Origin of the sequence: Zhongshania sp. (assembly GCF_041623545.1) — a bacterium.
In the GTDB taxonomy this organism is placed as follows: Bacteria; Pseudomonadota; Gammaproteobacteria; order Pseudomonadales; family Spongiibacteraceae; genus Spongiibacter.
The window spans coordinates 11,696-35,185 of sequence record NZ_JBFJWS010000006.1 but is presented as its reverse complement, the minus strand read 5'-3'; the positions used below and the strand labels follow the sequence as shown (position 1 = coordinate 35,185).

General features: G+C 42.9%; 15 protein-coding genes. 2 read left to right on the top strand and 13 right to left on the bottom strand.

Annotation, left to right across the window (positions count from 1 at the left end; genetic code table 11):
• Positions 1-264: 264 nt before the first annotated feature.
• Together ABYT30_RS02060 and ABYT30_RS02055 are read left to right on the top strand one after the other, a co-directional pair.
• The gene (locus ABYT30_RS02060) at positions 265-5,379 is read left to right on the top strand and encodes a hypothetical protein (protein ID WP_373095049.1); all 5,115 of its coding nucleotides are present in this window, start codon (positions 265-267) and stop codon (positions 5,377-5,379) included.
• A gap of 1,257 nt (positions 5,380-6,636) precedes the next feature.
• Positions 6,637-7,788 (top strand): O-antigen ligase family protein, encoded by a 1,152-nt coding sequence (locus ABYT30_RS02055; RefSeq protein ID WP_373095046.1) that lies wholly within the window; start codon positions 6,637-6,639, stop codon positions 7,786-7,788.
• Positions 7,789-7,831: 43 nt separating this feature from the next.
• Here the strand turns inward: ABYT30_RS02055 and ABYT30_RS02050 are convergent, their stop codons facing one another.
• The 13 genes from ABYT30_RS02050 to ABYT30_RS01990 form a co-directional block, all read right to left on the bottom strand.
• Complete coding sequence (locus ABYT30_RS02050; RefSeq protein ID WP_373095043.1) at positions 7,832-9,835, bottom strand: polysaccharide biosynthesis protein; 2,004 nt, start codon at positions 9,833-9,835, stop codon at positions 7,832-7,834.
• 423 nt (positions 9,836-10,258) lie between these two features.
• Entirely contained in the window at positions 10,259-10,807 is a 549-nt protein-coding gene (locus tag ABYT30_RS02045) for a sugar transferase (protein ID WP_373095059.1), read from the bottom strand.
• 16 nt (positions 10,808-10,823) lie between these two features.
• The gene (locus ABYT30_RS02040; protein ID WP_373095040.1) at positions 10,824-11,771 is read right to left on the bottom strand and encodes a UDP-glucose 4-epimerase family protein; all 948 of its coding nucleotides are present in this window, start codon (positions 11,769-11,771) and stop codon (positions 10,824-10,826) included.
• 10 nt (positions 11,772-11,781) lie between these two features.
• Positions 11,782-12,939, bottom strand: coding sequence for a hypothetical protein (locus ABYT30_RS02035; RefSeq protein WP_373095038.1), 1,158 nt, complete (start codon positions 12,937-12,939; stop codon positions 11,782-11,784).
• A complete protein-coding gene (wecB, locus tag ABYT30_RS02030) occupies positions 12,939-14,069 on the bottom strand; it encodes a non-hydrolyzing UDP-N-acetylglucosamine 2-epimerase (protein WP_373095036.1) in 1,131 nt (376 codons plus the stop codon). The genes ABYT30_RS02035 and wecB overlap by 1 nt, the downstream gene beginning before the upstream one ends.
• 12 nt (positions 14,070-14,081) lie before the next feature.
• Positions 14,082-15,200: an NAD-dependent epimerase/dehydratase family protein gene (locus tag ABYT30_RS02025; RefSeq protein WP_373095033.1), complete on the bottom strand. Its 1,119-nt coding sequence runs from the start codon at positions 15,198-15,200 to the stop codon at positions 14,082-14,084.
• Positions 15,201-15,223: 23 nt separating this feature from the next.
• Positions 15,224-16,261, bottom strand: a complete 1,038-nt coding sequence (locus tag ABYT30_RS02020) for a polysaccharide biosynthesis protein (RefSeq protein ID WP_373095030.1) — start codon at positions 16,259-16,261, stop codon at positions 15,224-15,226.
• A gap of 10 nt (positions 16,262-16,271) precedes the next feature.
• Positions 16,272-17,426, bottom strand: coding sequence for a glycosyltransferase (locus ABYT30_RS02015; protein ID WP_373095027.1), 1,155 nt, complete (start codon positions 17,424-17,426; stop codon positions 16,272-16,274).
• A gap of 105 nt (positions 17,427-17,531) precedes the next feature.
• Entirely contained in the window at positions 17,532-18,722 is a 1,191-nt protein-coding gene (locus ABYT30_RS02010) for a hypothetical protein (RefSeq protein ID WP_373095025.1), read from the bottom strand.
• Between the two features lie 113 nt (positions 18,723-18,835).
• Positions 18,836-19,819, bottom strand: a complete 984-nt coding sequence (locus tag ABYT30_RS02005; RefSeq protein ID WP_373095023.1) for a Stealth CR1 domain-containing protein — start codon at positions 19,817-19,819, stop codon at positions 18,836-18,838.
• 234 nt (positions 19,820-20,053) lie between these two features.
• Positions 20,054-20,992, bottom strand: coding sequence for a glycosyltransferase family 2 protein (locus ABYT30_RS02000; RefSeq protein ID WP_373095020.1), 939 nt, complete (start codon positions 20,990-20,992; stop codon positions 20,054-20,056).
• Complete coding sequence (locus tag ABYT30_RS01995; protein WP_373095017.1) at positions 20,985-22,499, bottom strand: hypothetical protein; 1,515 nt, start codon at positions 22,497-22,499, stop codon at positions 20,985-20,987. The genes ABYT30_RS02000 and ABYT30_RS01995 overlap by 8 nt, the downstream gene beginning before the upstream one ends.
• A 178-nt stretch (positions 22,500-22,677) precedes the next feature.
• Positions 22,678-23,322: a class I SAM-dependent methyltransferase gene (locus ABYT30_RS01990; RefSeq protein ID WP_373095014.1), complete on the bottom strand. Its 645-nt coding sequence runs from the start codon at positions 23,320-23,322 to the stop codon at positions 22,678-22,680.
• Between the last annotated feature and the right edge of the window lie 168 nt (positions 23,323-23,490).

The window sequence follows — 23,490 nt, the reverse complement described above, 5'->3', positions numbered from 1 at the left end:
AAATTTCAGGCATAAAAAAACCCAGACCAAAGGTCTAGGTTTTTTTATCCGCCTGGTTCGTAGCTAAAAGTATCTGCACTATATAGCTATACCTTAACCGACAAAAACTTACTTTAAATATAAAAATTTGCTCAATAAAAACAGTAAATCATTGTATTTAAAGTAATTTAATCTCAATTACTCAATATCTAAAATCGTGTCAATTTGAACGATCTTGACGACCTCCCAAAATAGACTACGCTAAAACTGTCACGCTTTACAAGTTTGAAATACCACTTTATATGTGCCGCTGAGGACGATCTTATCGCCACTAAGCAGTCATTTTTACTTTTCGACCTACCACGTAATGCCACGGATTCTGGTGCCCCGCGAGGTGACTTGGTCGCTACGAACATCGCATCCGTACTAGGCGAACTGAAAGGCCTAACAACTAAAGAGCAGTACGAAAAGATAATTGAGCAACAGGAAACCGCTAAAACTAAGCAAACAAGGGCAAAGATTTATAAGAAACTAAGCATACACTCACCGATTTACAGTGCACTCGCGATAAATATTGATCCAACATCGAAACCCAATATCCCCCACTTCCTACACTTAGCGATACTTCTCGCCTACTGCGGTACTACCGCCACGAATAAGAGCGACATTGTCGAGCTGAGCAAGCAGTGTATAGGCATCGCAAATCTAGAGAGCGAAGCCCTCACCGGCACATCGTCGCTGATACCCAAGTGGCTGAAACCCGACGCCCTTGGCGAATCCGCCGCGAAATTGAAAGATCTCGTTAAGACTAAAAGTAAGCCAAATACCTCCAAAACCTCGGAAATCAACCAACTAAGAAAAGCGCTTATTAAAGCAACTGAAATACTATTAGATGTACTGCTATCGCTAGAATCTCAAAAAAACTCCCTAGGGGCACCTAGTGACCGAGTAAAGCGCCGAAAAAAGCATACAAACCAGATCAAGCGCCAAAGGAAAGAGCGCGCCAAAGACCTAGATGACGATTTTGATAATTCACCAGAATCGCGGTATACACGTGATGAATACCAATCAAATAATCGCGATCCGGACGAAGCCCATAGCGGCGTAGATGGCGCGATGCTCAGCGGCCAATCTGATGAGAACGTTGGCGACGAAAACGCAACTAAAGCTCAAGGAAGGAAAGGCCACAATCTTCGCACTACTAATCTATATGCAGGCAGGAGTAGTGAGGCGTTCACTGTGGTCGAGAGCCGCAAAAGTCTGGCGGCCCTGATAAATTACCAACCACTAAATAGCAGTCATCTAACCACCGCAGCGCTGATTTTATGGCTATTGAATGCAACTTTTGGACGGAACTATAAAGAATTAGCACTCGCTTGCAGCGGTGAGGACGCCGATTATCCCTCCGGAATCTTTAAGCTATCTCGCTCAGGTGATACTTACACGATCACCTACCACCACACTTTAGCAGAAGATAAGTTTGCAGAATTGCCTGCAGGAATAATAAATGAGAGCCCAGCTGCCGTCATTCAGCTAAGTGTGGCGCTGCCGCCCATTAAAGGCAGCGACAAAGCTTGGGATTATCTACGCAAATGTCGAAATGATAGCGACGAACTCAATGCCCTTCTAGAAGAGCGAGATCGAATCAAAACGCACATCCGCAACCATGAAACTGGCCGTTTTACACAAACACGACTTCGAGGGTCAGTTGTCCAAGCGCACTTTCAGCGCAAAATGGACCTCCCGCTTACACAACTAACATTTTGTGAAGGTTTGGATAGCAGTCTAGCTGCGCTGCACTACTTACATTGGAGCGAGAAAGAGCTTCAAAGCGAATTTAATGCAACGCTCCAGGACTTATATGGTGATCTGCTGCCTGCACAACCCATGGGAACAGACAGACTTGTAGGCGCTCCAATTTCTGCACTACCTCTGGAGATCTTTCGACCTGCCACAACTTGGGTGACAGATTCCTTCCAATGGCTACTAAGAAATAAAAATCCACTAGACCTAGTAACCTATCACAACTTGCTAACCAAAGTCGTATCTCACACCCTTGCGGTCGGTTCCGCCCATCGGGGGACCGCGGAGTTTTGTGAGCTGACGATAAATGATATCTGCCTCGCGTTCGGTATCATCATGTACAGAGACAAACCATCGGATTCGAGTATTTTCCGCCGGATTGCTGTCATGCCGACAATCACCCGCGAACTGGTAGCATTTTATTTAGCCTGGCTAAAAAAGCTAATAACTCAATCCAATGATAAGTCCGCGTACGAAGCAGCAGATGGCGCTTTAAAAGGAACTCGACCGCTGCTCTTCCTAATAGAGGATAGCCAAACTAGCCCAATATCAATTTCAAGTATTTTCAACGAACTGCTCCCTGACATCCCTGTTCGGATTCCACGCCATCTACAATCATGCAAACTTCGTGATTTCGGCGCCCCAGCCTTATTGGTTGAAGCCCACTTAGGCCACAATTTCCAATCATTTATCTTCGGCAGCAATGGCCTGATTTCACCCCAGGAACTAGCGGACACCCTGCGCCCCTATCTTGACACTTGGATGACTGCTGCAGGGTACACACTAAAAGTCCCCCCAAGGAAAGGCGTTGAGCGCGACATAAAAGGCAGTCGCGACTTTCATGCACTGCATGAACAGGAAATGATCAGCGACAAGGAACGACTAAGAGAGCGGATTAAAAGCCAGCTAACAAGTACAACGCGTAAAATCTCACGGCCTGAGCGAATCGATAACGCTATATCAGAGTATGTTCCTAACTATGCGCGAGTGCATGCACCAGAAAATGTGTCTATAGATCGAAATACAGCTCTCGAGATTCGAGACAATTTAATTGGAGACTGCGACGATGACATTATAGCCGTACATGTACTCTGTCGAGCACTACGAGGCAGGCTACAACGGCACAAAAAACGACACAATTGGAAAGTCGAGCTTCCAGCGCCCGTGGTTTGGGATATCCGCCCACCACTTAATATCACCCGCGCTCATATGAGGGCAGCGGACCAATTGATCCACTACCGTACTCAGCTACTTGATTACGCCGAAACGGCAGACGCTAGCTCCCTATTCATACTAGCTCGCTGCGCGTTGGTGCTGTGGGCGGACTGCAAGACTTGGGACGAGTCACTTAAATGGATGGAGGCCGCCGAATCATCAATTATCATCAAAGACGAACCGTACATATTAATCGACTTATCACCCCCCCATGCTGAGGCGCGGACTATTGCGGGCATCCCTTTTGTATTTGTTGCCGCCTACTTAAACCGACCTTTTAACAGCGTAAAAACTAATGTATCCCTACAGAAAATACTTGGCAAAGGCGCCAACGTAGACTCGCTTAATGCTACCGTAAAATTTGCTAGATCAATCGTACACTCAGGGATCGCAACAGATTTAATCAATGGGTCCCTGCCAAGCAAGGAACTCCCAGTAGAGCGACTTCGCCAATACAACACCAACGACATTGGTTTCACCGGAAAACCGCTACCGATCGAAAGCTCTTTAGAATTACATGAATCGCTCCCTCGTAACGAGTCGACTCCAAGCCAAGACGCAGAGCTGTTTAAAAAGCTATGGCAACTTACGACCAACCCGCCAAAATCTGCGGTAGGTGATAACCCGGAACGACTACGCAGCGCCTCTGTGGCGATCAAACACTGGAGTGCAAATCGTAAATTATCAGGTCTAATGACAATGATTACAGCCTGGTCATTAGAGCTATTAAAAGCCGGGGCCAACCATAAGACGGGCAATGAACTAACTTACGCGACAGTAGGAAAGTACATAAAAATCGTGTGGCGAGTACTATCAAGCGCTTTTGCTGGTTACGACATAAATAGCCTAGAGTCGGACGAGGCAACAGAACAGATAGAAAGCGCTTTGTCTGACACAAAATCGATACAAGAAGCGGAGATCAATCGCTTTAATCGATTCTGGTCAGAGATGAGCCAACTATACGAACTCCCGCCTATCAGCCTCCCAACTGTAGGTAACGCCCAAAGCAACATCGAAGCTTACATAATCACAGACAGGGAAATTGTCCTTTCTAGGCAAGCGATCGCTGACTGGCAGGTCAACACAGAATTCAATTCTTCGTACTCTCCGGCCATTCGTGACACCTGCGCCATACACCCCATTTACGCCAACGGCGGAGTCAGGCGAAATGAAGCGGCTAATTTGCGAACGAAGGATGTTATCAACGACCCCTTAGCGACCTATATCATCATCCGTCCGCACAAGGACCATACAATAAAATCGAAGGCCAGCCATCGGACTATACCACTGCCCAGCCCAATTCAAATTAATCTAGAAAAAGGACGTCACTTGTTCTCCGGTCTAAACACCAGCGACGGAGCTAAAGCATTAGGTCTAAACATCATTACAGCTTCTGGACAAATAGCGACGGGAAGTACTTCCTTCAGGATTCACCACTTTCGGCACAGTAAGGCAACGAAAGAAATGCAAACAGGACTCGCCTCTGACGACCCCATCCAAAAAATTCGTTTGATAACTAGAGCATCTGCTGATCTAGGTCACGCCAGCCCAAGAACTACGTTATCCCATTACAGCCATGCAACATTTTTTACTCTATCCTGCCGGCAAATAAATTCTGTCGAATCACTCAGTAATAGGTTGCTCGCCAACCTCTTTAACGAAGAGATTGACTTGCAACGTCAACATCGGACCCGCGCAAAACAAAGACAGCTTCCTTTAGCCGCTAGATATACCCGATTACTTAGAGGGGAAAAATACAAAATTAAGCAATGGCCTATAAAATCTATACCGCTACCCAACCAGTTTAAATATCAATCAAAAGTTCTCAGCCTGAAGACCATATTACTATGGTTAACTCGCTACGCACGCGGCGAATCCCCTTTAAAAGCCGCGACTGGATTGAACCTTAATATTGAAACAGTAATATCATTATTAGAAACGAACAATCGCTGGGCCGAGATGGTTAAATGGCGTTGCATCCAAGATCACATTGCACAACAGGACCTAGAAGATTTATCTAAAAATCAACGCTTAACAACAAGAGCCAGAAAGGGGCACAAGCGATTTCCGAGCCCATGGGTTGATCGCGCCATCCAGCATTTACATTGCAATATTGCACCAGCAACAAAAATACAGGTTATCCAAATTGCTGCAATGATATCTTGGCGCCGCAGGGGAAAAATTTACATTAGAAAAGTAGACGACAGTCTTCAGAACTGGGCGGAAGCACTCCGCCCACTATCTATCGGTGTCGCTCAACAAAGCGACCAAGCAGATAAATTAGAGATCTTACTGCTAGACGGGCCGCAGACCAAACACACAGTCAATGAAATTAAGTTGATGTTATTCGGGTATGGCATGTTTTCGATCATAAATAATTGACGATCGGTCACGCCATATCAGATTCAGGCACTGCAGTAAAAGACTACTACCGACTGCCTACTGGCCTTAAGTTTAATAACTGTCATCAGTATTGCCAATACACTATTAATGCACATATCAGATTTAAAATAAATTATACATTTTAACATTAGCTAAGCATCAACTTGTGGCCTGCCCCATTTACAAAAAATTAAAATAATTTGATAATTGACACATTAAACTTGAGCCAACTAAAACTCATTTATAAATAATTATAAGCTAAATAAAACACCGCGATTTTATTACCCGACTTAAATTTACTATTCTCACGTAGCCTTGCCACCGAAAAATCCGAAACAAAAATTATCTATTGCGACTCTGCCTCTAAAGATCAATTGACTTTACATTTATTCGCTTACAATAAAAAAGCAACATTCCTCAATTACTGAGCTACCTCTAAATGCGAATGCAGGCATAAACATTCCGCCGCTAAGCCTGAATTAGATTTATTAAATTTTTAAATTCACACTACAACTTAAAATTTACCATCGCCGATCGTAGCTGCACGATCGGTGAATATAAAATAAATAAGAATAAGCTATAATTTAATAATAAAATAAAAAAAATTATCCATTTACCGTTTGCCGGACGCTTAAGGCGAAATTGATACTTAATGCCTACCACCCCAACGACATTGATTACAGAGCGCGCGCGGTTTACACAAAGGCACATTAGCGAAACTGGTATAGTTTGACTGGATACGCCATCATCGCAATCTCTGCAATTGAGGGTTCACCGGCACGGGATCATCGGCGAACCGCCGTCATTCTCGATCGTCTGCTCCATCACGCGACAAAGTTGCAACTAAAGAGCGAATCCACACGTAAAATCCATCATGGCCTTGACCCACTGCTAATACTTCGCGGTAAACAGCGGTGCCTCCAAAAAGGACGGGGGAAAGTGTTCATATTTACGAAAATACGCACCTGCCAACTGTACATGCCATTTACAATGTGGCTATATTTTTGCTTCAATGACTAATTATAACCCCTACAATTAAATGCCTAACAAAATTTAGGTCAATACGTGGACTCCCAAATCAGCTCTCGCCGAAAATCCCAGCAAGACTTACAAATCGCTATCTGCTGCCTCCTGATCTGGCTTCCGCTGCCCTTAGGCAGCAATAGGCCTTGGTCAAACGGCCTAGCAATCACGATTATTTCAGCAATAGGCTTTATATGGGCAATTCGCAAATATACACGTCCAACAGAAAACTCTATGGCATTCATAAAAGCCAAGCCAGCAATAATCGCTCTAGTGTTAGTGCAATTCGTAGTGGCGGTACAATATTTTGCTGGTTGGAGCCTCGCTCCAAGTGAAACGTTTAATCATTTGCTTATGGGCTCAGCGTACACACTTCTTTTTATGCTGGTGCTCGATTTATTTACTACACGTAGATCAATCAATTTACTACTAGGCGCAGTCATTCTCAGCGGCACTTTTCAAGCATTTTATGGCTCCACCATGGTGTTATCTGGCTTAGAGTGGGGTTTTTTCGGGATAAAAGAATACATGCACGGCCTTGCTACAGGAACATTTGTGAACCGCAACCATCTTGCCGGCCACTTGGAGATTTCCGCGGCCTGTGGTATCGGCTTACTCCTCGCTCTTCGCGACCACCGCACACTTTCACTTCAATCAATAATAACGTGGCTAACAGGCCCCAAAGCACTCATTCGTATTGCGCTTGCCATTATGGTCATAGGACTCGTCCTGACGCGCTCTAGGATGGGCAACATCGCCTTTGTTTCATCAATGCTTATAACAGGCGCTATTTTGGCCCTCGCAAACCCAAAATATCGCTTCAAATTAGCGATTATTCTTGCAAGCTTATTGATCATTGACTTACTCATCGTGTCACAATATTTTGGCCTCGACGAGCTACAGCAAAGAATAGTGAACACTCAGATCGATGACAAAGTCGTAGGTGGCGAGGTACTTATCAAACAGAATGTTAATAGAGATGAGGTATTAGACTATTCAATTATTCTATTAAAGCAGCATGCCTTAATCGGTAGCGGAGCAGGCAGCTTTGAAGTGATATTTTCATCGGTTGCCGGACCAGATATCACTCACCATTTTGAGCACGCCCACAACGATTTTATTCAATTTGCAATCGAGTACGGTATACCTGGCTCGACAGCACTTATTTTCTTCGTCTTGTACACTTTCTACAATGGAACTAAGGCGCTGTGCCTGCCCGGCTCAACCTACCGAAGTGGAATTGGATTCGCCTGCGTGATGGGCCTCACTGCGATAGCTATACACTCAATGGCAGACTTTAACCTGCAGATTCCGGCAAACGCGGCAACGGTAATTATATTATCTACCTCGGGACTACTTGCTAGGTTCCATACTCGCACAAACTAAGCGGCCGTAATTCAAACGCAAGCTAAAAAGATACCTCCACCTATTAAGCGGCACCAATATAGTTAAGCTGGCTCAACGGCATAGTTGCACTCGCATCCGGATCACCAATATCCCCAAGCAGTAAATCCACAATATCACCTTGGGGCTCGTAGTCCGTTACACACTGCTTTAATAGCTCCCGCAACTTCGCCGCATCACCGCTACGCAACAGAATTTCCATTTGCCAAAGGGCATTCTCCAGCTCATCCCAACTTAAATGGCGTTCGCTCGCGCTCATAATCATCGGGTGCTCCGTGCTCGTGACTCCATCACCAATTAGGAGCTCCTCATAAAGCTTTTCACCAGGTCTTAAGCCAGAAAAAACCACCTCGATATTCCCCGAACCATCCACCTCATTGTAAATCGAATAGCCCGCAAGCTTAATCATTTGCAATGCCAGGTCCAAAATACGTACAGGCGAGCCCATGTCCAATACAAAGACGTCACCGCTTCGCCCCATCGATCCCGCTTGTAGCACCAAATTAGCAGCCTCGGGAATCGTCATAAAATAACGCGTAACGTCTGGATGAGTAATAGTAACGGGGCCACCTTTTTCTATCTGCTCCCTGAATAGCGGAACCACAGATCCTGACGACCCAAGCACATTACCAAATCGAACTATAGTAAAGCAGGTACGCGAATCCGAATCCCGATCAGCGAGCCCCTGTAAAATCATTTCAGCAAACCGCTTACTTGCCCCCATTACATTGGTAGGACGTACAGCCTTATCCGTCGACACTAAAACGAAATTTTCAACACCGCTAGCTACGCTAGCCTGGGCCGCATATAAGGTGCCAAATACATTATTCCGTAAGCCAGACACCATATTGTGCTCTACCATTGGAACATGTTTATACGCAGCAGCATGGAAGACGGTATTTACCGAATATGACTTCATGACTTGCGTTAGGTGCTCTCGGTCCTGAACGCTGCCCAGTATAGGGATGATTTGAATAAACTCACACTTTTCTACTCTACTAGCTATAAGCTCACGCTCAATGCTATATAGGTTGTATTCCGACAGCTCAAACAAAACAATAGTAGCTGGCATTTGACTGAAAATTTGACGGCAGAGCTCACTACCAATAGACCCACCCGCACCCGTGATCATCACAACTTTGTTTACGATATTAGCGCCGAGGAGTGATTCATTTGGCGCTACGACTTCGCGCCCCAATAAATCGGTGATATCGATATCTCTAATATCATCAGGCGTTACACGCTCACCAGTTAGTTCCTCTAAAGCTGGCAATACACGCACCCGAACCCGAAATAAACTTAGCTTTTCTAGCAATAACTTTTTATGTTGAGGCGAAATAGCCGACATCGCGAGCAAAACATCATCAACCGCTCGCTCCTTGATCAAGTATTCCATGCGCTCGAAAGAGTAAACCATCAAGCCGTTTAATTTGCGGCCCTGCAACGCAAAGTTATCGTCGACAAATGCAACAGCACGCATGTTCGCGTCATTTGCGAGTGCCTGCACCAACTGCACTCCTGCAGTACCCGCGCCGTAAATAATGACATTACGTGCATTTTTACGTTTAGCTCTATACCCAAAGGGAGACAACTCCCGCAGAGCAAGCCGCATTGCGAAATGCAAACCCACTAAAAGCGGAATAGCCAATAACCACTGAATCAACAGGACGGAGCGAGGCAAGCTGAACTGCAAAACCAGACAACACGCGGCCCATGCCATAACTGAGAAGCTAAGAGCTTTACCTATCACCCACGCATCATCAGCGCAAAAATAACGAATCACTGAGCGATAAGTGCCAAATGCAGCTAACACCATCACGCCAATGAGAGGGACAAGTAGGCAGGCGGGCCCATACTGCTCAAGCGGCGCGTCAGCGTTCCCTAAGCGAACATAGAATGCAAGCCACGCTGACATGAATAGCGTAATCGCATCTAGAGAAACTACCAACGACAATTTGACCGAGCGGGGGGCAGAAAGTAACGCGCGCAATAGAAATGCTGCTGCGCCCTTATTTTTAGGATTATCCAATTTTTCACTCCAACAATTGAATTGTTGTAATAATTGTTGCTACCTTGAAGTAGAAAAAGTGCAGCAATCCATTGCCGAGAGCGGAATCAATTAGTCCAATTGCGACTAATATACTATGTTTTGAATTTGAGAACTAGCGCACATCTGAGAAAGTTTCCGAAATTTCAGTTGTGCAAGACTCCACATAATCATCTGTATAGAGAAGCCCCCATTAAGACAAGTGTGTCTTAATGGGGAATTACACTTATGCACAGGCCATATCACGAAAACATGTAAGGACTGACTAATCACTTGTGGCGACAAAATAGCCGCTCCTAAACACTTTGCCAAAGTCACTAGCGCATTCGCCCGGACAAGGCCGAAGAGCCCACAAAATTCCTGCACTATCATTGATTGGAGTAAAACGAGCCCCCCTTGACTTGATCATCCAATACGATCACCGCCCCCCCGGCCTATCACTGTTTGTAAAATGCAGGAAAAATAACAAGTTAACGTGAGATTCTTTAGCATTCGCTGGTCAGTTTCAGCAAGTAGTTGTGGCGTAGACATGTCGACCCCGCTTATTTGTGCTAAACCAGTAATCCCTGGACGGGCATCAAACACATTTAACTTCGATCGCGCAGCGGTGAGTTCCTCCTGATTAAATAATCCGGGACGGGGCCCGACCAAACTCATCTCCCCAACCAACACATTCCACAGTTGCGGCAACTCATCCATTTTTGTTTTCCGTAAGAACTTGCCCAAAGGCGTAATTGCCGACTGGGATGCCAAGTGACTTGCTACAGACGCAGTATCTACTCTCATCGTTCGGAATTTTATTAAAGTGAAAGACTGAAGATGACGCCCCACTCGCTCCTGCCGAAATAAAGGCGAACCTGTATCAAATAGACCCAATACATAGATGAACAACAGCAAGGGAGAGCAACAGACCAAGCCAAATGAAGCAAACAGAACATCCAACAATCGAATCACAAATGAGCCTTCTATATTACGAGTCACTAGAACCTACAAAGCAGCGGCGCAAACCTTCGTCCACAGAGACGGTTGGTTCCCACTCTAATAACATGCGAGCCTTAGATATATCTATTTGCAACGAGCCAAACAATCGCTGAGCTGCCGCGTTCTTCCCTAGCAACTTAGCGGCAAAAACTAGAAAGCCCTTCGGTACTGGGAAAAGTCGACATGGCCTCCCCATAGACTTCGCTACTCTGCGCAGTAATTCAGTCGTGGAAAGGTCTTCACAATCGCCCGCCAGAAAAATTTGGTTAGCGGCAGACGGATGTTCTATGCAAGCAATAATAAGGCTTACTAGATTATCTATACCTACCATTGTCCGAGAGTTTTGAATGGCGCCTAGCGGAAGGGGTAACCCGCGCCTCACAACACGCGACAGCATAGCAAAATTTCCCTTAACGCCAGAGCCATAAATTAGGGGAGGCCGAATAACAACGATTTCCATACCGGTTTCAGAAGAGATTTCGAATAACGCTTGCTCAGCCTCGTACTTAGAGATTCCGTATGGATCTATTGGTGATGCTGTTGACGCCTCATCGAAGCGGTCACCTACAGAGGTACTTTCACCATTTACCTTTATGGAACTGATGAAAATAAACCGCTGAACACCTACTTCCGCAGCTTGCCTCGCAAGATTAATCGTTCCCTGCACATTTACCTTTCGAAACCTCCCCAACACATCACCTGACTCCTCGTTCATCACATGAGTTCGGGCCGCGGCATGTATAACCACATCGCAACCGTCAAGTGCAGGACGCCATTTAGTATCTTCATCAATATCGCCGATCACAATACAATCGGGTGAATTTACCCGGTAAGCTCTTACCACCCCGGCAACGGGGTACTCAAACTTCGACAGCCGTAAAATCAAATGACTTCCAACAAACCCATTTGCACCGGTAATCAGAATTTTCTTCTTCACATTACAATCTTCATAGAATAACTGACTTTAGTTCCTGAAGAAAAGTTTCAAACTTAAGCTTATCTTTCAGCTCGTGCCTATTCATATCAAATCCCGACTCATTTAACTCTTTTTTTTCAATGCGCCAAAAAAAGTCACAAATTAGCTCCGCAGTTGGCGCCACAACAACACCCAACCTATTCGAAATCACCCACCTAGCAACACTCGTAGTTTCGCTGCATATTGCAGCAACTAAAGCACCAGAAAAAACATAAGACGAAGATTTGCTTGGAAATGCATATCGTGTAACTTCATCCTCGATCGGCAATAACGCCCAACGATAATCCGCATTAAGTTGGGCTGCTTCTATGGCAGAAACTTGGCCAAGGTATTTTACATTTTCATACTTTTGAGAAAGCTTACTCAACTTCGCTGAATAAATACCAGCACCAGCAAAAACAAACTCAAGCCGACCACCACTTCGAATATACATTTCGATGGCATCAACTATAAGCGGGATCCGCTGAAGTCGCCCAATATTACCACAAAAAGCGAAGCCATCTATTTTTTCGCTTCGCCAACTCACAGTGTCAAATGCAACAGCAGGATTATTGATCAATACAGGTCTTTTGACATTCAAACCTCTATTACAAATTTGATCGGCCATTTCACCGGTAATAGTAATCAACATGTCTGCAGCGCCTAATGTAACTGTGTCAATTTTTTTTAGCAGACACAGAACAACCTTATTTACCGGGTAAATTGTATTAGTTGCTTCTGGATGAATATCCTGCAGGTGATATATATAAGATGACCTAAAAATAAAACAATAAATACATACGATAAAAGGCACTAAAACTGGTGGGTCAGTTGAAACATACACTTTTCGGGGCCGTGTCATTAATAAGCAAAAAAAGACCCAGAACATAAAAAAAACAGCATCAAGAATACGTTTAAAAACACTACTACTCGATACCGAAAATGACACACAAGGGTAAAATTTGACGCCACGCCCACGCTTTTTCAACGCCAACTGAGACTTTATGCCCACATGGTCTTGCATAATCACACAAACGTTTTTCGTATTTGCCAACTCTTCTGCTAGCTGCAACAAAGCCTCGCCTATTACCGGATAAATCGGCCAAAAACTACGATTTATTATCGCAAAATCCGATCTTGAGAACAGCATCAGTACTTCTTCCAGACCACGCGGTTTACATAATCGGTGTAACTATGAATTATACGCACTACCTTCTCACTCACATTAGGCATGCTGTAGTCAGGCACTAAACGCAATGTACGCTCACTACCTCGCCCCTGACTCTCCAGCAGATTCAGAGCTTGCAGTACCCGCGTTTTTTCTAGGCCGGTCATCATTACAGCCGCCTCCTCCATCGCCTCAGGGCGCTCATGCGCCTGACGCAGATTCAGTGCTGGAAAGTTTAAAATAGATGACTCTTCATTGATCGTACCGCTATCGGAAAGTACTACCTTAGCTTCAAGCTGGAGCTTATTATAATCGATAAAACCAAGCGGCTTTAACAATCTCACCAAAGGGTTAAACTCGACACACGACACATCAATCCTGTTCTGAGTACGAGGGTGTGTCGAAACAATTATGGGGAAACCGTAGGTTTCAGCTAGCGCATTAAGGGTATCAACTAAGGCCCGAAAGTTGATATCTGAGTCGACATTCTCTTCCCTGTGAGCACTCACTAAAAAGAATTTACCCGAATCTAGGCTAAGTTGCTGTAGAATATTCGACTCATCAAAACGTAAACGATAATAGTTCAACACCTCGAACATTGGACTGCCAGTTTTAATAACCCTGTCAGGATCCAACCCCTCTCGCAACAAATAATCACGCGCAATTGTGCTGTAAGTTAAATTTATATCAGCCGTATGATCAACAATTCGACGATTAATCTCTTCCGGCACGCGCATATCAAAGCAACGATTCCCAGCTTCCATGTGAAACGTAGGAATCTTCCGGCGTTTTGCCGCAATCACCGCCATACAGCTATTGGTATCACCTAGGATAAGAAGTGCTTCAGGCTGAACCTCGGCAAGTACCAAGTCCACACTGATTATCACATTACCTATAGTTTCGGCACCAGAACGGCCTGCGGCCTCTAGAAAAAAGTCCGGTTTCCGAATCCCTAAGTCATCAAAAAATATTTGATTCAACTCATAGTCATAATTTTGACCTGTATGGATCAATATATGTTCACAGTGAGCATCCAGGGCAGCAATCACACGCGATAAGCGTATAATTTCTGGGCGCGTGCCAACAACAGTAGCAACTCGCATCTTCTTCATATTACTACTCAATTAAGTGGCCACCCCAACTGGGCAGGCAAAGGTGTCTGGGCGTTCACGATCAAAAACTTCATTCGCCCATAGCATTACAATCATCTCACTATTTCCAGTATTAGTAATGTCGTGAGACCACCCAGGGATTGTCTCAACAATCTGAGGATTCTCTCCAGAGGTATGTAACTCATGAAAAACACCAGACTGAATATCACGAAAACGAAAACACGCGTCACCCTTGATAACCAAAAATTTTTCTGTTTTTGAGTGATGGTAATGACCGCCACGGGTAATGCCTGGATGAGCAGTAAAGTAAGAAAACTGTCCGGCATCTTTTGTTTTTAACATTTCCACAAAAACGCCGCGCGAATCGCCGTATTGGGGCACCTGGTACGAAAAGTTATCTGGCGGCAAAAAACTAACATAAGTAGAATACAATGCTCTAATCAAACCTGTACCTACTGGCTCAGTAATAAGTGTTGCACGACTATCTTTAAATGCTTGTATTTGATCGGCTAACTGCCCGACGGTAGATTCATATTTCGGGTGCACCTCAACATAGGGGCTGTCTGTTATTACCCCTTCCATGACTTTGATAAAGCTTTCAACTATATCATCAATGTAGGTGAGCGTAATAATTGCTGAAGGGTCATTTATATGTATAGGCAAATCACGAACAATATTATGACAAAACGTCGCTACAGCTGAGTTATAATTCGGCCGAGACCACTTCCCGAAAACATTAGGTAGGCGAAAAATATGAACAGGAACCCCATACTCTTTAGATAAAGCCAGCAAAGCTTCTTCTGCCCCGCGCTTGCTATTACCGTAGGCGTTATCTTGGCCCGCCTGAGTTGAAGATGTATAAATGATAGGAATTTTACGCCCAGAAGCGGCAACACCAATACACAAAGCCTGTGTAAGACTAACATTTCCAGATACTAATTCCGTGGGTTCTATTGGACGGTTAACCCCTGCTAGGTGGAAAATAAAATCAACATCGCCTAACAGTTTAGGCAACTCCGAGACGCTATTTTTCCGTGTAAAAACAACAACTTCGTCGCACTTACGCTCCGCAAAATGCGCAACCAGATTTTTACCAATAAAGCCGTTGGCACCAGTAATCAAAACTTTCATCTACATATCACTCATTAAAGCACTTACTCCTCGGGAGTCGCGTACTCACCCCGTTGAATTGAGCGCATGAAATCTAACTTTAGCAGTAATTTTTTCATTCCTTCAACATCTAGGCGTTCTGCATTGTCGGAGTTATAATCTGTACTGCGGGAAATTTTTTCATCACCTTGCTCTACAAACTTTGCATAATTAAGGTCACGTAAATCTGGCGGTACACGAAAGTACGTACCGAGGTCTTCAGCGCACGCCATTTCCTCTCGGCTCAGCAGCGCCTCAAAGGCTTTTTCTCCATGACGAGTGCCAATGATTTCCACCGGGTGATCTGGCTCATTAATCAAGATTTTTAGTGCGCTAGTCAAAGTTTCCACTGTCGCCGCCGGCGCCTTCTGGACAAAAATATCACCATTATTACCATTTTCAAACGCATACAAAACCAAATCAACCGCATCTTTCAGCGTCATCATAAAACGCGTCATATATGGGTCGGTCACAGTAATTGTTTTTTTCGCCCTTATTTGCTCAATAAAGAGGGGAATAACAGAGCCGCGAGATGCCATAACATTGCCATAACGAGTACCACAAATCACGGTACCGCTATTTTCTAAGTTGCGCGACTTAGCAACCATAACCTTTTCCATCATCGCCTTAGATATACCCATTGCATTGATGGGGTAAACCGCCTTATCAGTACTTAAACAGACCACCCGACTTACACCGTTCTGAATCGCCGCTTCTAACACATTGTCCGTACCCATCACATTCGTCTTTACTGCTTCCATTGGATAGAATTCGCAGGAAGGTACTTGCTTTAGTGCGGCCGCATGAAATATGTAATCAACACCGCGCGTAGCATTTAGTACGCTTCGGTAGTCGCGGACATCACCTAGGTAGAATTTGAGTTTATCTGATGCGTACCGCTTCCTCATGTCGTCTTGTTTTTTCTCATCCCGACTGAAAATGCGAATCTCAGCAATGCCTGAGTTCAGGAATCCCTTGAGCACTGCGTTTCCAAATGACCCTGTGCCACCAGTGATTAAAAGGGTCTTGTTTTTAAACGGCATTAGATAATCCTTACTTTTTCCCGTAGGTATAATGGAACATAGCTATGTTCGCATCAATAGAATCACGATTCGAGAACTTCTTGCTTGCCCACGCCAACACTGTTTCACGCATATGCAATAGCTCACTTAAAGGCATAATCGCCAACTGGTCAATCACTTCACTAAATGCAGCAGGATCACTCAGTGCCAAGTCCCAACCAATTTTTTTGTCTTGAAGGCCACGCCATGGCGTAGTATTGGCAATCAGTAAGGGTAACCCCGCGCACAATGCCTCAGCAATCACATGCCCGTAATTTTCACCTTGAGTTGGCATAAAGAAAAAATCATATTCTGAAATAGTATTAACAACATCTTGCGGATTTAGCGAACCTTTATACTCAACCAAAATGTGGCTAGGTAGCGAATTTATTAGAGTTTCACATTGCCCCCAATAGTCGAGATCTTCAATTGGACCATAAATATGATATATCAATGGATTCTGAACAGCGCGAAGCATACTCAGCGCCCCTAACAGATTTTTTTTTGGAGATACCCTAGACAAAAAAACAGCCCGGCGCATACCGCTGGCCCGAGCAGGTATAGCTTCTATAAAATCTATCCCACCGATATCTTCCGCGACCTGCACATCTACATTTTGCCCTAAGACTCGTCGAATATCCGCTGCCTCAAAATCACTAGAGGCTTGAAATACTGTTTTAAGATGAAGACAAAAAAACTTATACAGTAATATATAAACGCGCTTCTTCTTCAAACTTATACTTAATGCGCCTTCTGAGAATTCCCCTCTAGGCCCTAGAACAACCTTTATGCCAAATAACCTAGCTAACAATAACGGGATAAACGAAAAGCGAACCGAGAAAAAACTGTTTAGATAAATGATATCATGACGTTCGTCAAAAAATATCCTGACAATCTTCCACCATCCAATTAGATCTTGTTGAGCGTAAAATACCTGAGCAGAGCCTACCTTATTCCAAACTGCGGTACGTACATCAGCATACGGTTGAGTGTCACCAAGATCTCTATCACTAGTTACGAGCTTAAATAATAGCGTTTCTCCTGCACAGTCAAACAATTGCTTAATTGTTTTTATGGGCCCGCCCCCCTTGTACCCGGGAAGATAGAATTGCGAAAAAACCAATATCTTTAGTTTTTTAGCAACCACAACTAACACCCACCTATGATAAAACCAAAAAACGTATAATTAAGATCATTACAATTAACAAATATTTTAAATAATATTATATTATAACTATAAAACAAGAGCTTCCTACCTCGATTTTAAACGGAGAGAACAAAGGTAATCCGAATACAACAACCCCGCCAAAAGATATAAAAACAAAGAAGGCAAGCTAGCGACATTTGCCGCATAACCCTCAAAAGTCGAACAAATAAATATATATACAAACAACACCGCGACCCAATCACCATCACGCTGGCGGCCGCTTATTATAGCGAAATACAATGATCTAAAAAGAAAGGCAAAGAAACCAACAGCACCAATACCTGAGAATAAAATGATATCAAAATAGGAAAGCTCACTCTTAATTCGACCGCCGTCAATAGAAACTCCCGTTCCTAGTATAAATTTTCTATTTAAAATCTCATCAATATACGCAAGTAGAATATCGTACCGTCCAGTATCCTCAAATAGCTCTCGCGAGCCCATAGCACCAACACTATTCACCGAGAATACTACCATGAAGGAACCCACCAAAGACGAAATCAAAAGCAATGCTATCGCTAACCGAATGCTACCTTTTTTTACTACAGAAAATAATAACGAAAATACAACCGCCAACAATACACCACGACTAAAAGCAGCAAACAAAAACACTAGCAAAAACAGTATAACCACAACCTGGAGCACATATGTTTTTGAACGCCCCATATTAAAAATAGACTCGAATAGGAAAACCAAATAAAAACCTGCCAAACCGGCAAATATATTGGGGTTCGACAATACACCCGAAAATTGTTGCTTATAAAAACTAAACGCAGCCGACTCGTTTAGCTGCGGAATATTTATCAGTACAAATACCACACTAGACAACCAAAGAAAATTTCGGAGAGCTTCTCGAACATCCTCAGATCCTGTTGCCGCGAAAATATAACAAAGAATACACACCCCGTAACCAAAAAGAACCAATATATCTCTAGCACCAAATAAATTAAATAGCGTAAAAAACGCCGAAAACACAAAAAACCACACCAGACCGAATATGGAAAAAAAATCGAGTATCGTCGCGCCTCTAAATCTAGCCAAAGATAAAGCAAAAACAACAATAGAAATATACTTTAACGACCCAAGCGCACCATAAAACTGCCTAGACTGTCCAATCAAAACCGCCGCAAAAAACAATGTCAATGCTAGGATAGGCACTAAACTACCAAACCGAAACATTGAATCATTTAGCACTTTTTCTTCATCACCGCCACTACCAGCGTCTTTAATCGACATGATGAAAACATACCCCTAGCTCAATAATACTAACTAACACATTTGACATTCACGCATAGAAATTATTCGAGAGCATCCAGACACATCTTCAATATGAATATACTCAACGTTGCTTACTTTTCGAACTGCGACTTTACCTGGAGCTTTTTTTCTAATGCCCCATTTACAGCAGACCGAACCGCATAAAAATTCCTAATTGAATCATCATCATTAATAACAATAATTGGTTTTTTATTTAGAATAACTGCATCAACTATATCGAGATAATTATGATCTGCAGCTTGAAACATCATCGACTTAGACGCCCTATTCATCGGCGAGAAGCGGCCGGTAACGAGCTGAAAATACCTAAACAAATAATGATTAACGTCACTATGCAATCTAAAATTTGATTTATTAGTGTTTTCCAATTCCTCGCCGTAAAGCGCCCAACACTTAACAAAAGTAGACTTCAGGTACGATTGCGGAGCATGCGGCTCATAAAATCCGGTAAACCTAGGCCAAGCTAACAACAATATCGTTCTAAGAATAGATTTCCCATACCTCAGGTTAAACCACTTCAAAAAATTCTCTGTAATGACGGTGTTTTTATCAAACACTTTATTTATTAAGGATAAATTATTCATTAATATGTAAGATATTCCATCGCCTGACGAAGCATTTAAAATAGCGCAATCGCATGGCAAGTCGTTTTTAAAAAAATCTTTTGGATCCATTTTATCTATAATAAAAAAGTCATCATTGAATAAAACAAACTTTTCAGCCAATGATTCAATTTTATGGAGGTTATTCTCTATGACTCGCGAATTAAATGTTGGCAAATATTGCGGATCAATATAGTCCTCATGCCTTACAATATTCAATTTATCACAACTTAAATTGAGCCACTCAGGATAGTGCCCCGAAGTGACGAGATGCACCTTCCGAACCCAAGGCGCATACCTCTCCACGCCCCTAAACCAATATTTCAGATTATCCCAGTCCCTGAACCGAGGCGCACTAAAATCACCACACCCATCTTTCTTTTCTTTTGTAATTTCAAAATCAGCTCTCCATTTCGGGTCACTGCTATCTACCCATGTAACGACAAAATCCATAACAACAATCCAAAATTAGCTAAAATCGACAAACTAAACCCTGATCGAAAAATACCCCCATGACTTGTACTGGAGAATTAGTTTCGCTCCTTGAATAACTATAAAAAAATTACGTACTAAATAAAGAGAACTAATTGTATCCACTAAGCCTTATTCTGCTGTGAAATGGCTCTGCACCATCTAAATATACTACTCAGTTTATGCTGCCACATTAAAGGCCAGCTTCTCTTTCACTTAATGCCCAGCAACGAGCCTTCTAATCTTTGAATATGGCGATCTAAATACCTTACGAAAGACCTCTATCACCAAATCAGAATAGCTAATCTGTAAAAACACAACTCTTAGGTACTTTTGCCAGTAACAGCGAGCTTGACTTTTCATATTTACTCTTGAATAGTATTGGTACATCCAAAAAAATGTATTTATCTGCGCTTCATTTTTTCTATTATTAGAGACACCTGACCAAACTCCGCCACTATGAACACGATAAGCTGATGAAGCAATATCACTATGATAGTGACTTCCACCATGATGCCCTAATAATGAAAGTACGAAATTATCCATATTTAAAACATGCCTTTGTTCCGGCAAGCTATAGACATCAATATTTCTATGAAACCAGTTAAGTGTTAATACCGAACACTTCCCCGTAACAAGATCCTCCGGGCTAAAGTCTTTTTTCATGCTATCGTGAAGCTTAGATTTACTTACGACTTCATTTTTTTCATTTACGATCTTCGCGTCATGCCCAGAGATAACTATACTTGGATTTTTTTCCAAGTAATCATGCTGAATTTGTATTTTATTAGGATCAAGCCAGTAATCATCTGCTTCACACACCGCAACATACTTACCGCGACTTACTCTTACTGCATTTATAATCGGCTGCGATTGACTAATACTGTATTGATTTATCTTTTGAATTATAGGCTTAATGATATTAGGGTATGCATCAGCATACTCTCTGATAATATCCGCAGTTTTATCTGTCGATGCGTCATCATGGACTATTATTTCAAACGGAAAATTCGTTTCTTGTATTAAAAAACCTTCAAACGCATCTTCGATATAAGATTCGTGATTGTATGCTATGCAGCAGATACTTACAGCGGGATTTTCACTGACAGGCCCCCAACGGCTTGTTATTTCTCGTTCTGTTCTTAAATTACGCACAACGCACTCTCATGAAATATTCTCGCATAAAGCTGGAGGATAGCCCGCTTGCAATCATAACTATAAGGCCCATTATTATCAGTGTTGCAAAGGTTAATGCTCGTGACAGCTCTGGAATCAGAGGAAATAATGCGCGCATAAGCACAGCCATCAAAGTTACTGTTAAAGCGATAATCAAAACGTCGTTAATAAGCCATTTCATATGCAAACCGGGTGCAAATCTATGATGAACTATAGGCGTCCAGACCAGCATCCAAAAAAGTCTAAAAACAAACAATGCTATTCCTGCACCAAGAGCACCATAGTTTAGTGCGACGTAAATAGTAATCGGCACATCAATAGCCATGGAGATCGTAGCACCAAGTATATGTAGCTTTAGCTTTCCGTGTGCTATCTGGAGATAATATTGAAACGACAGTACCGCTAAAACACCGCTACCTAGCGAAAACCAAAAGAGAATATCTTCCGCCCAAGCGGCAGCCAATCTATCACCTGTCCAAGAGTACATCAAAGTTTCTGAAAATAATGCCACCATCACTGACACCGACGTGGCAACCCAAGTAACAAGTTGAGTGGCGCCACGATAAAGTGCAAGCATTTCCTCTTCCTGGCCATTAGACAATAGATATGTCATACGGGGCTGGACAGCAATACATATTGGAGCTGTAAGCCCAGCAATAGCAGCAACCAGCAAGGCAACCAAACTGAAATACCCAAATTCCGCTAGCGGTAGTACACTTGATAACACCAACTTATCCATTTGCGATACACATATCCAAATCCCTGACGTATAGGCCACACTTAACGCAAAAGGCGCCACCCGCTTAACACTTCCCAAATGAAATGAAACTACAGCAATAGGAGCAGTCGATGGGGGTAACTTGCTATAGAAGTGCGCCATCAAAATCAATAGCTCAACCAGACCGACCAATAATTGATATTCAAAAAAGTGACGGACATCTGTGCTTATGAATGCAAGCAGAGCCAGCCCCCCAACAAACCTTAGACTAATTAGAATAATATTAGCAATATTAAGCCATACTTGATCTTCAAGCCCATTGATACCACTGCGAAATAAGCCCGCTAGCCAACGGATACCAATCATGCCCCCCATCAGCACGATACAATAGCTTATAATATCGAATTCTAATTGTTCTGCATTAATCCAGCCTACCGCTAACCAGCCGCTGACAATATATATTCCAAGAAAAACCAAAACACCAAGAAAAATAAAAATGAGCTCAAAACTTTTCAACAGCTTCCTAAATTCATCAAAGCCATTAATTTGCCCGCGCGCAAACGATATCTCTCTTCCGAGCGTTGGAGTTAGCCCAACGTCGAGTAAATTCATCCAAGCTTGTAATAAGGCAAAAAAACCAACCAAACCATACGCTTCCGCACCAAGATACTGCAAAAATAAAGGTGTAACCGCCAAACCAATTAACATCACATATAGCTGGCCCACATAATTAGCCAACGTGTTTATTTTAATGGATTTTATTTTCAAACGTATATTTCACTATTTAATAAAATTAGGACCATATTCGATTTACTTCTGTCGACGACAAAAGATCGACTTAATTTTAGGATTTTTTTCTGAGCGAATTGGGAAAACTCTAATACCGCTAACGATTTAAGCTATCCCAGTACAGCGTTTTTCTGGCGGGATTCAACGAACTAACACGCTAGAAGCCTTTCCAGTAATCTACAAAACCTTCTTTGCTATAAAACCAATTACTTTGAATTTCTTTATTTATCGCTTCAATTTTAGGTTGCATACAGTCAACGGGATCTCTAAATAGAATCCATGATTTGGCCGGTAAACAATAGACAGAAGATTTATACCCCCATTGCTGCATAAGTATTTCCATACTTTTATTGGTATGGAATGCTGTATGAACGGGAGGACGAAGGTAGAACCAATCTGGATTTTTAGGAATATTTTCGCATACTACGGTGTGGATTATCAGGCTACCGTTTTCATGTACTAAGTCATTAACACTGTCTAAATCCGCTCGATTCAAAACGTGCTCGAACATTGCGGAATTTATGACCGTGCCGCATTCCCTCTGTACCGGGTTTTCTATATATCGTGTATTACCAGAAGCTTTTACATATGGATCGTACACAGGTAATTCAATATTAAAATATCGGTGCAATATATTACTCAGCGTTCCATATCCCGCCGCGTAGTCAAGCATATTAGTTGCATCAACTATCCTATTATTTACCAGCATTGAAATCATCATAGCCTGCTCTGCGTAGGGCGGCTGGTTTACTTTATTGTCAGATTCTTCAGTTTCATGAAAATGATGAAATTTTTCGTTCAAATCACTCCACTTGTCTTTACTTAGCTCACTATGCGTCTTAGATATGACGAATCCACAATGCGAGCATTTATAGTATTCAACATCACCTATCCCACGCATAAACTCATTGAACGGGTACTCGTTATACTGTTTTGAAAAAAAATACGTACTCTTTGCATCACAAATAAG

Excerpts from the sequence above, each read along its gene's own strand:
- ABYT30_RS02055 (WP_373095046.1), top strand. The coding sequence starts at position 6,637 with ATGGCATTCATAAAAGCCAAGCCAGCAATAATCGCTCTAGTGTTAGTG.
- ABYT30_RS02035 (WP_373095038.1), bottom strand. The coding sequence starts at position 12,939 with ATGCTGTTCTCAAGATCGGATTTTGCGATAATAAATCGTAGTTTTTGG.
- wecB (WP_373095036.1), bottom strand. The coding sequence starts at position 14,069 with ATGAAGAAGATGCGAGTTGCTACTGTTGTTGGCACGCGCCCAGAAATT.
- ABYT30_RS02025 (WP_373095033.1), bottom strand. The coding sequence starts at position 15,200 with ATGAAAGTTTTGATTACTGGTGCCAACGGCTTTATTGGTAAAAATCTG.
- ABYT30_RS02020 (WP_373095030.1), bottom strand. The coding sequence starts at position 16,261 with ATGCCGTTTAAAAACAAGACCCTTTTAATCACTGGTGGCACAGGGTCA.
- ABYT30_RS02010 (WP_373095025.1), bottom strand. The coding sequence starts at position 18,722 with ATGTCGATTAAAGACGCTGGTAGTGGCGGTGATGAAGAAAAAGTGCTA.
- ABYT30_RS02005 (WP_373095023.1), bottom strand. The coding sequence starts at position 19,819 with ATGGATTTTGTCGTTACATGGGTAGATAGCAGTGACCCGAAATGGAGA.